Origin of the sequence: Streptomyces spongiae, from assembly GCF_009377185.1 — a bacterium.
In the GTDB taxonomy this organism is placed as follows: domain Bacteria; phylum Actinomycetota; class Actinomycetes; order Streptomycetales; family Streptomycetaceae; genus Streptomyces; species Streptomyces spongiae.
In genome coordinates this window covers 1-8,495 of record NZ_VJZC01000440.1, presented here as the reverse complement: position 1 = coordinate 8,495, position 8,495 = coordinate 1, and the positions used below count along the sequence as shown (strand labels likewise).

Here is an 8,495-nt window from a genome sequence, read left to right as displayed (position 1 = left end):
CCCCCCGCCGCCCCCGGTGACGTACTCGCCGAGGCGGAGGGGCTCCATGTGCGGCTCGGCTCCCGCGAGGTCCTCGCCGATGTCGGTGTCACCGCCCGCGCGGGCGAGGTGCTCGCGCTCGTCGGGCCCAACGGGGCGGGGAAGTCGACCCTGTTGGCCGCCCTGGCCGCCGACCTGCGGCCCACCGCGGGCGTCGTACGCGTGCACGGGCGCCCCGCCGACGAGTGGCCCGCGCCCGACCTCGCCCTGCGGCGCGCCGTACTGCCCCAGGCGGCGGCGCTGTCGTTCCCGTTCACGGTCGAGGAGGTCGTACGGATGGGCCGCGCACCCTGGGCGCGGCAGCCCGGCGGGGGTGACGAGGACGACGACGCCGTGCGCGAGGCCATAGCGGCCACCGAGGTCGGCGCGTTCGCGGCCCGTCCCTTCTCCGCGCTCAGCGGCGGCGAGCGCGCCCGGGTGGCGCTGGCGCGGGTGCTCGCCCAACGGGCGCCGCTGCTGCTGCTCGACGAACCGACCGCCGCGCTGGACCTCAGGCACCAGGAGCTGGTGCTGCGGGTGTGCCGGGAGCGGGCGCGGGCCGGTGACGCGGTGGTCGTGGTCCTGCACGACCTGGGGCTCGCGGCGGCGTACGCGCACCGGGTCGCGGTGCTGCGCGCCGGGCGGATCGCGGCCGAGGGCGTGCCGGAGGAGATCTTCACGGACGGGTTGCTGTCGGAGGTCTACCGGCAGCCGGTGGAGGTGTTCCCGCATCCGCGGACCGGCGGCGTCCTGATCAGTCCGAAACGGGATCTTGAACCACACTTGGGCTCTTGACCCTCTCTTGACCGAATCATCAGGGCTGTTTTAAGCCACCGTGATCAAGCCGTGCTCGTACGCCCGCGATGAGAGGAGATTCACTGGACGAGCGGAAATTGGTGAGGTAAGCCTCAGATAACTTGGGGCAGCCTCACCTTATCTGTGCGTCCCCTGTGTCCTTCCTTGGAGCCGAAATGCGCCCCCTCAGACTGTCCGTCGTCACCGCCGCCGCCACCGTGGCGGCCCTGACCGCCGTCACCGGCTGCACCGAGAAGAGCAGCGCCAAGGGCGGCGACGGCGCCATCGAGGTGACCGCCACCGACAGCAAGTGCGAGGTGTCGAAGAAGGAGTTCCCGGCCGGGCACGTCGAGCTCGCCATCGAGAACAAGGGTTCCAAGGTCACCGAGGTCTACATCCTCTTCCCGGACGACCGGGTGGTCACCGAGCGCGAGAACATAGGCCCCGGCACCCAGCAGAAGGTCACGGCCGAGGTGAAGGCGGGCGACTACGAGATCGCCTGCAAGCCCGGCATGAAGGGCGACGGCATCCGGCAGAAGGTCACGGCCACCGGCAGCGGCAAGGTCGCCAAGCGCGACCCGCGCCTGGACAAGGCCGTGGCCGACTACCGCAAGTACGCCCAGGAGCAGGCCGACGCGACCATCCCGCTGGTCAAGGTGTTCGCCGAGGCCGTCAAGGACGGCGACATCGAGGCCGCGAAGAAGGCGTACGCGCCCTCCCGCATCGGCTGGGAGCGCACCGAGCCGGTCGCCGAGTCCTTCGGCGACATCGACCCGGAGGTCGACGCCCGCGCCGACGGCCTGGAGAAGGGCCAGAAATGGACCGGCTGGCACGCGCTGGAGAAGGCCCTCTGGCAGGACAAGAAGATCGGCGCCGAGCAGAAGACCCTCGCCGACCAGCTGGTCACCGACCTCACGGACTGGCAGAAGCGGGTCGGCAAGGCCGAGATCACCCCGACCTCCATGGCCAACGGCGCCAAGGAGCTGCTCGACGAGGTCTCCACCGGCAAGGTCACCGGCGAGGAGGAGCGCTACTCGCACACCGACCTGGTCGACTTCAAGGCCAACGTCGAGGGCGCGCAGAAGGCGTACGAGCTGCTCAAGCCGGTCGCGCAGGAGAACGACAAGACGCTGACCACCGAGCTCGACAAGCAGTTCGCCGCGCTGGACACCCTGCTCGACACGTACCGCGCGGACAAGAACTCGTACGACTTCGTCTCGTACGACAAGGTCGGCGAGTCCGACCGCAAGAAGCTGTCGGACGCGGTGAACGCGCTCGCCGAGCCGCTGTCCAAGCTCGCCACCGCCGTCGTGAAGTAGGGACGACCATGACGGACACCACCGAAGAGACGACAAGCACCCCTTCGCGACGGTCGCTGATCGGCTGGGGCGGGGCCGGGCTCGCGCTCGGCGCCGCCGCGGCCGGTGGCGCGGTGGCCGCGGCCACGACGGGCGGCGACACCGCCGCCCAGGCAGGCACCGACAGCGGAGCCCCGGTCGCCTTCCACGGCGCGCACCAGGCCGGTATCGCCACCGCGGTGCAGGACCGGCTGCACTTCGCCGCGTTCGACGTGAAGACGGACGACCGCGCCGAGTTCGTGCAGATGCTCAAGGACTGGACGGCGGCCGCGCGGCGGATGACGGCCGGGAAGGCGGTCGGCGAGGGCGCGTACGGCGGCCTTGCGGAGGCTCCGCCGGACGACACCGGCGAGGCGCTGGGGCTGAAGCCGTCCAGGCTGACCCTCACCGTCGGTTTCGGGCCCTCGCTCTTCGAGAAGTTCGGGCTGAAGGACGCGCGTCCCGAGGCCCTGGTGGACCTGCCGCAGTTCGCGGGCGACAACCTCGACAAGGCCCGCAGCGGCGGCGACCTGTGCGTCCAGGCGTGCGCGGACGACCCGCAGGTCGCGGTGCACGCGATCCGCAACCTCGCCCGCATCGGCTTCGGCAAGGTCGCCGTGCGCTGGTCCCAGCTCGGCTTCGGCAAGACGTCGTCGACGACGCCGGAGGCCCAGACCCCGCGCAACCTCATGGGTTTCAAGGACGGCACCCGCAACATCGCCGGCACGGACAAAGCCGGGCTGGACAAGCACGTGTGGGTGGCCGCGTCGGACGGCCCGGACTGGATGACCGGCGGTTCCTACCTGGTGGCGCGGCGCATCCGGATGCACATCGAGCCCTGGGACCGCACCTCGCTGCAGGAGCAGGAGGACATCTTCGGCCGCGACAAGGGCGAGGGCGCGCCCGTCGGCAAGGCGAAGGAGCGCGACGAGCCGTTCCTGAAGGCGATGTTGCCGGACGCGCACGTACGGCTCGCGCACCCGGACTCCAACCACGGGGCGCGGATCCTGCGTCGCGGCTACTCCTTCACCGACGGCACGGACGGCCTCGGCCGCCTGGACGCGGGCCTGTTCTTCCTCGCGTACCAGCGGGACGTGCGCGAGGGCTTCATCCCGATCCAGCGCAACCTCGCCACGGACGCGCTCAACGAGTACATCCAGCACGTGGGTTCGGCGATCTTCGCGGTGCCGCCGGGCGTCCGGGACTCCGGCGACTGGTGGGGCCGGGAGCTGTTCTCCTCGGCGAAGGGGGCCTAGCGTCGTGTTCGCGAACTATCTGATCGGTCTGCGCGAGGGACTTGAGGCGAGTCTCGTCGTCTGCATCCTCATCGCGTACCTGGTGAAGACCGACCGCCGGGACGCGCTGAAGCCGATCTGGATCGGCATCGGCGTCGCGGTCGGGCTCGCCCTCGGCTTCGGCTGCGTCCTCGAATTCGGCTCGCAGGAGCTGACGTTCCAGGCGCAGGAGGCGCTCGGCGGCTCGCTGTCGATCATCGCGGTGGGCCTGGTGACGTGGATGGTCTTCTGGATGCGCCGTACGGCCCGCCATCTGAAGTCCGAACTGCACGGCAAGCTGGACGCGGCCCTGCGGATGGGCACGGGCGCGCTGGTCGCCACGGCGTTCCTGGCGGTGGGGCGCGAGGGCCTGGAGACGGCCCTGTTCGTGTGGGCGTCCGTGCGCGCCTCCGGCGACGGCACCCAAGGGCCGCTGATCGGCGTGCTGTTGGGCATCGCGACGGCCGTCGTACTCGGCTGGCTCTTCTACCGGGGTGCCCTGCGCATCAATCTCTCCAGGTTCTTCACGTGGACCGGCGGGATACTGGTCGTGGTGGCGGCGGGCGTGCTCGCGTACGGCTTCCACGATCTGCAGGAAGCGGACTTCCTGCCTGGTCTGACGGACAAGGCGTTCGACATCAGCGACACCCTGGACCCCTCGTCCTGGTACGGGACGCTGCTGAAGGGAATCTTCAACTTCCAGCCCGATCCGACCGTTCTCCAGGTCACGGTATGGCTCCTGTACCTGATCCCGACGCTCGCGCTGTTCCTCGCCCCGGTAGGGTTCGCCTCCGGGAAGGGGAAGGTGAAGGGACCTGATGAGCAGGGATCGCGGGGTTCTCAGCCCTCGAAGGCTCAGTGAGTACACGGGCCTTCGACGGCTCGGTATGTACGACGACCGTCCTCGACGGCTCGGCGGGCACGGCCGGTTCGCGCTGGCGACCGCGTCGGTGGCCGTGCTGTCCGTGACGGCGAGCGGCTGTGTGGTCGTCCACGGCGAGCGGGAGATCATGCCGACGGCGACGCGGGCCGATGCCGCCCGCGCGCTGAAGAGCTTCACCGCCGCGTACAACAAGGCCGACAAGACGTACGACCAGGCCGCGGACGCGGACCAGGTGACCGGCGCGCTCGCCGACATCGACGGCGCGAAGCTGAGGGCGGGCCGCAAGAACAACCCGGACGGCAATCCGGCGTACTCGCCGCTGAAGCTGACCGACGCGAAGTTCACGATCCCCGAGAAGGCGGGCTGGCCGCGCTGGTTCGTCGCCGACACTGCCGCCAACAAGGGCCTCAAGGACACCCGTTGGCTGCTGGTGTTCACCCGCTCCGACGCCAACGCCGTGTGGTCGGTGTCGTACCTGACGATCCTCAACGCCGACGACGTCCCGGAGTTCGAGAAGGACAAGGACGGCTTCGCGCAGACGGTCACGGCGGATGACGCGGCACTGGCGATAGCGCCGGACAAGCTGGGCGAGGAGTACGCCACGTACCTGAAGGCCAAGGGCTCCGGCAGCTCCGGGAGTTCCGGCGGGGCGAACTTCGCGCCCGGCACGCACACCTCCGTGTGGCGGGCCGACCGCGTGAAGAAGTCGAACCAGCCGGGGCTCGCCCGCCAGTACATCGACGAGCCGCTGTCGAAGGGCGACTACGCCCCGCTGGGCCTGCGCACGACGGACGGCGGGGCCCTGGTCTTCTTCGCCACGCGCCACTACGAGAAGCAGACGGCCGCACCGGGTTACGACCTCGACGTCGACGCCAACATCCAGGCCCTGCTGACCGGCGAGGTCAAGTCCTCGCTGACGCTGCAGCGGGTGTCCAACCAGGTGGTGATGGACCCGGCGAAGTCGGCCTCGGACCAGCAGGTGAAGTTCCTCAGCCGGGTGGACGGGCTGACGAGCGTGAAGGGCGAGTAGGGCTCGTAGAGCGAGCAGGTCTCCGCGGAAGGGCTGGGCCGGCGGGAGTGGCTCAGCCCCTCAGGGGCCAGGCCGCCGTCGCGTGGTCCGGCTCCTCCCCCGCGTACCGGGAGCATTCGTCGGTGAGGATCTCCAGCAGGCTCAGCGGGTCGGGCAGCGGGTGTTCGAGGCCGCGCACCCACTGGACGCCGAGGTCACCGGGAAGCCGGGCGGGCGGTACGAGGACGTAGCTGCCGCGGCAGTGCCAGCGCAGCCCGGGGTGCTCGTCCATGGTCTCGGGGTGGCAGTCCAGTTCGCAGGGCCACCACTCGTCCTCGTCCTCGGGTGTGCCCCGGGTGAGGGTGAAGAACATCATGCGCCCGTCGCCGGTCTCGGCCACGGGGCCGACCTCGATCCCGGAGGCGAGGAGCCGCTCCAGCGCCTCCCGTCCGGCCTCGTGAGGCACGTCGAGTACGTCGTGCACCATGCCGGTCGCGGTGATGAAGTTGGCCTGCGGCTGGTGGCGGGCCCAGCGCTCGATCTGGGCGCGGTCGGTCGTGGACTGCGTCTGCCAGGCGAACGAGACGGGGTGACGCGCGGGTGTGGGACAGCCGACCCGGTCGCACGAACACCGGTACCCGGACGGGTACGCGGCCGGTGCGAGCGGCAGTCCCGCGGCGGCCGCGGCGAGCAACAGGGTTTCACGACTGCCGTCTTCGGCCTTCGGTTCGGTGCGACGACCGCGCAGCCACTGGGAGATCCTGCCGTGCCCGCCGGAGCGGCGGCCGAACTCAGCGCTCATCTGTCCCCTCGCCTCGCTGTTGTGCGGACAGCTTGCTCCATGGTCCCACCATCCTGCGCCGCGGGTGGCTCGGGAGCGTAACCGGGGTAGGTGGGGCGATGCCAACTCCCGGCAGGGATCAGGGATTATTGAGCGCTTTGCCGTGATTTGGCACCCCGTTCCGGGGCGTTGCGGGGCCGTCGTGGTCGCTTTGGTCACACCTTCGGCTGAAGCTGGAGTTGGAGCTGATGCTGATGCTGATGCTGCAGCTGAAGCTCAGCGGGGGGCCAAGCCGTTGAGCGCGTAGTCGACGAGGGCGTCCGAGTACTCGTACGTGATGGGCCCGGTGCGCTGGAGCCAGCGCTGGGCGAGCGGGGAGACGAAGAGTTCGAGGGCGATGCGCGGGTCGATGTCGCGGCGCACTTCACCGGTGGCCTGAGCGGCCTTCAGCCGCTGGACGTAAAGCTGGAGCGAGGGTTCGAGCAGCCGGGAGACGACCTGGACGGCGAACTGCTCGTTGACGACGCCCTCAGCGGCCAGGGCGCGGGAGGGCGCCTCGAATTTCGGGTCCACGAGCTCGTCGACCGTGGCACGCAGGACGTACTTGAGGTCGGCGGCGAGGTCACCGGTGTCCGGGATCCCGTACTGCAACTCCTCCGGCGTGGCCACGGCCTCGGCGTACTGCTCGCTCAGATCGAGGAAGGCCTCCAGCAGCACGTCCGCCTTCGACGACCACCACCGGTAGATCGTCTGCTTGCCGACTCCGGCACGGGCCGCGATGCCCTCGATGGTGGTCTTCGCGTAGCCGGCCTCCACCACGAGGGCGAGGGCGGCGTCGTAGATGGCGCGACGTGACTTCTCACTGCGGCGCGTGGCGTCGGGAGCGGGCTTCTGGACCATGCGGCCAATTTATCACTTGACAAGACGGAGCGTCTCGCCGCACTGTTGGCGTACGACACAACGAGACGAGACGTATCGTCACGCACGATGAGAAGCGAAGGGAGACCCGCCATGACCCGAGGCGGAGCCGGAAACATGCTGGGAGTCGGGGGCGCTCGCAGCAACCTCAGCCGCAAGGCCCTCCGGGGAGGGGGCCGCGGGGGCGCGATCGGCGGCGGCCAGAACGCCCAGGCCCAGAAACGGGAGCTGCTGCGCAAGCTCCAGGAAGGACGTGCGACCGGCAAGAAGTCATGACCGGGGCACGGCCGGAGAGACGGCCGCGGCCAGGGCCGCTGACACGGCCGGGGACGGGACCAGGGCTCTCTCGGCCCTCAGCCCTCTTCCCCGGCCGGCGGCCAGGCGTCCCCCCAGTCGGCGTCACGGGCGGCCCTGTAGAGCGGCCCGTGGCGCTTGGTGACGGTGGCCCGGCGGAGGGAGGGCTCGGTCTCGCACAGGTCGAGGAGTACCTGGCCCTTGCGGATCTGGGGCCTGCGGACGACCCGGGAGGGCGCCGGGGCGGCCTCCGGCCCCCGTACGGCGGCGACGTAGCTGAACTTCTCGTCCTCGTACGCGAGTGACCCGCCCTTGACCTGCCGGTGGAGTGAGGACCGGCTGACCCGCGCGGAGAAGTGACACCAGTCCTGGCCGGGCACGATGGGGCAGGCCGCGCTGTGCGGGCAGGGGGCGGCGACGCGGAATCCGGCGCGGACGAGCCGGTCGCGGGCCTCGATGACGCGGGCGTAGCCGCCGGGAGTGCCGGGCTCGACGATCACCACGGCCCGGGCGGCGCCCGCGGCCGCGTCCACGACGGCGGCACGGTCGGCGTCGGTCAGCTCGCCGAGCACGTAGGAGACGGTGACGAGATCAGTGCTCTCGATGGCGAGCGCCGCTCCGATACGCGAACGCCGCCACTCGGCGCCCTTCAACTCCGGGTTGCCCGCGGCGATCTCCCGCCCGAGCGCGAGTGCGGGCTCGGCCCAGTCGAGCACCGTGACCGGCCGCTCCCCCGCCCAGACGGCGTTGACGGCCCAGGTCGCCGCGCCGGTACCACCCCCGACGTCGACATGGCTGTCCGGCACCCACGAGGGCACGCTCTCCGCGAACGCGCCCAGCGCCGAGCGCACCGCCTCGAACGTCGCCGGCATCCGGTACGCGGCGTACGCGACGACATCCGAACGGTCCCGCAGCACCGGCGCGTCCGTCGGCGTCCGCCCCCGGTAGTTCACGATCAACCGCTCGACCGCCTGCGAGGCCACCTTCGGCGGCAGCCCGTCGAGCAGCCCGGCCAGGGCGGAGCGAAGGGAGTCGGCTACGGATACGGGGGCGTTCACATGGCGATTCTATGGCGAGCGGCCACCGTCCCGGATCCCGGCTCACTCCCCCCCTGTGCGGCCTCCCTCACCGAAAATCCTGGGCCGTGCCGCCTCGTTTGCTCAGGATGTGGGCGTGGGGGCGTGGG

At 70.7% G+C, this 8,495-nt stretch carries 9 protein-coding genes; 6 read left to right on the top strand and 3 right to left on the bottom strand.

Annotated features, from left to right (window positions below; all coding sequences use genetic code 11):
* The 5 genes from FNH08_RS37430 to FNH08_RS37410 form a co-directional block, all read left to right on the top strand.
* Positions 1-813 (top strand): heme ABC transporter ATP-binding protein (locus FNH08_RS37430; protein ID WP_152775979.1); only part of this gene is annotated, 813 nt, incomplete at its 5' end.
* A 176-nt stretch (positions 814-989) separates the two neighbouring features.
* Positions 990-2,132 (top strand): iron uptake system protein EfeO, encoded by a 1,143-nt coding sequence (efeO, locus tag FNH08_RS37425; protein WP_152775978.1) that lies wholly within the window; start codon positions 990-992, stop codon positions 2,130-2,132.
* An 8-nt stretch (positions 2,133-2,140) separates the two neighbouring features.
* On the top strand, positions 2,141-3,406 hold the full coding sequence (gene efeB, locus FNH08_RS37420) for an iron uptake transporter deferrochelatase/peroxidase subunit (RefSeq protein WP_152775977.1): 1,266 nt from the start codon (positions 2,141-2,143) through the stop codon (positions 3,404-3,406).
* Between the two features lie 4 nt (positions 3,407-3,410).
* Positions 3,411-4,286 carry an iron uptake transporter permease EfeU gene (gene efeU / locus FNH08_RS37415; RefSeq protein ID WP_322726122.1) on the top strand — a complete coding sequence of 292 codons (876 nt, stop codon included), beginning with the start codon at positions 3,411-3,413 and terminating at the stop codon, positions 4,284-4,286.
* Positions 4,243-5,337: a hypothetical protein gene (locus FNH08_RS37410; protein ID WP_228034588.1), complete on the top strand. Its 1,095-nt coding sequence runs from the start codon at positions 4,243-4,245 to the stop codon at positions 5,335-5,337. The genes efeU and FNH08_RS37410 overlap by 44 nt, the downstream gene beginning before the upstream one ends.
* Positions 5,338-5,389: 52 nt before the next feature.
* Here the strand turns inward: FNH08_RS37410 and FNH08_RS37405 are convergent, their stop codons facing one another.
* Positions 5,390-6,118: a bifunctional DNA primase/polymerase gene (locus FNH08_RS37405; protein WP_152775976.1), complete on the bottom strand. Its 729-nt coding sequence runs from the start codon at positions 6,116-6,118 to the stop codon at positions 5,390-5,392.
* A 255-nt stretch (positions 6,119-6,373) separates the two neighbouring features.
* Positions 6,374-6,997, bottom strand: a complete 624-nt coding sequence (locus tag FNH08_RS37400; RefSeq protein ID WP_152775975.1) for a TetR/AcrR family transcriptional regulator — start codon at positions 6,995-6,997, stop codon at positions 6,374-6,376.
* A 111-nt stretch (positions 6,998-7,108) separates the two neighbouring features.
* On the opposite strand from FNH08_RS37400, the gene FNH08_RS37395 reads away from it, so the two are divergent.
* The gene (locus FNH08_RS37395) at positions 7,109-7,291 is read left to right on the top strand and encodes a DUF6243 family protein (protein WP_152775974.1); all 183 of its coding nucleotides are present in this window, start codon (positions 7,109-7,111) and stop codon (positions 7,289-7,291) included.
* Between the two features lie 77 nt (positions 7,292-7,368).
* Here FNH08_RS37395 and FNH08_RS37390 read toward each other — a convergent pair whose 3' ends face one another.
* Positions 7,369-8,367, bottom strand: coding sequence for a small ribosomal subunit Rsm22 family protein (locus FNH08_RS37390; RefSeq protein WP_322726121.1), 999 nt, complete (start codon positions 8,365-8,367; stop codon positions 7,369-7,371).
* Positions 8,368-8,495: the final 128 nt, after the last annotated feature.

Excerpts from the sequence above, each read along its gene's own strand:
- FNH08_RS37405 (WP_152775976.1), bottom strand. The coding sequence starts at position 6,118 with ATGAGCGCTGAGTTCGGCCGCCGCTCCGGCGGGCACGGCAGGATCTCC.
- efeB (WP_152775977.1), top strand. The coding sequence starts at position 2,141 with ATGACGGACACCACCGAAGAGACGACAAGCACCCCTTCGCGACGGTCG.
- FNH08_RS37400 (WP_152775975.1), bottom strand. The coding sequence starts at position 6,997 with ATGGTCCAGAAGCCCGCTCCCGACGCCACGCGCCGCAGTGAGAAGTCA.
- FNH08_RS37410 (WP_228034588.1), top strand. The coding sequence starts at position 4,243 with ATGAGCAGGGATCGCGGGGTTCTCAGCCCTCGAAGGCTCAGTGAGTAC.
- FNH08_RS37395 (WP_152775974.1), top strand. The coding sequence starts at position 7,109 with ATGACCCGAGGCGGAGCCGGAAACATGCTGGGAGTCGGGGGCGCTCGC.
- efeO (WP_152775978.1), top strand. The coding sequence starts at position 990 with ATGCGCCCCCTCAGACTGTCCGTCGTCACCGCCGCCGCCACCGTGGCG.